At 66.6% G+C, this 293-nt stretch carries 1 protein-coding gene; it reads left to right on the top strand.

The window, feature by feature from the left end:
* Positions 1 to 293, top strand: a 293-nt coding sequence (locus AC0IYH_RS30880; RefSeq protein WP_471837990.1) for a hypothetical protein, incomplete at both ends; no start/stop codon positions are given.

Raw genomic sequence — 293 nt, forward strand, 5'->3', positions numbered from 1 at the left:
GCGGCGATCGACACCGCCAGCAACACCGTCATCGCGACGATTCCGATCGGTCAGGGGCCGCAAGGCGTGGCCTATGTTCCCGGCGCGGTGCCGGTAGGCGAAGGCCGTGCAAACCTGATACCGCTCGCACAGGCCGGCATGAAGATCCAGCTGACCCTCGCCGGGACTGGCCGCAGCCAGGTCACGCTGTTCGATCAAGGCCAAGTCCAGATCCTGCAGGCGGCGGTTGCGGGCCTCAGCCCAAAGATGCCCTATGTCCTTGGGCTATCCTCCCGCGCTGATGGTGGCGGCGT

The sequence above is a fragment of the Pseudomonas sp. AC463 genome, from assembly GCF_979253585.1.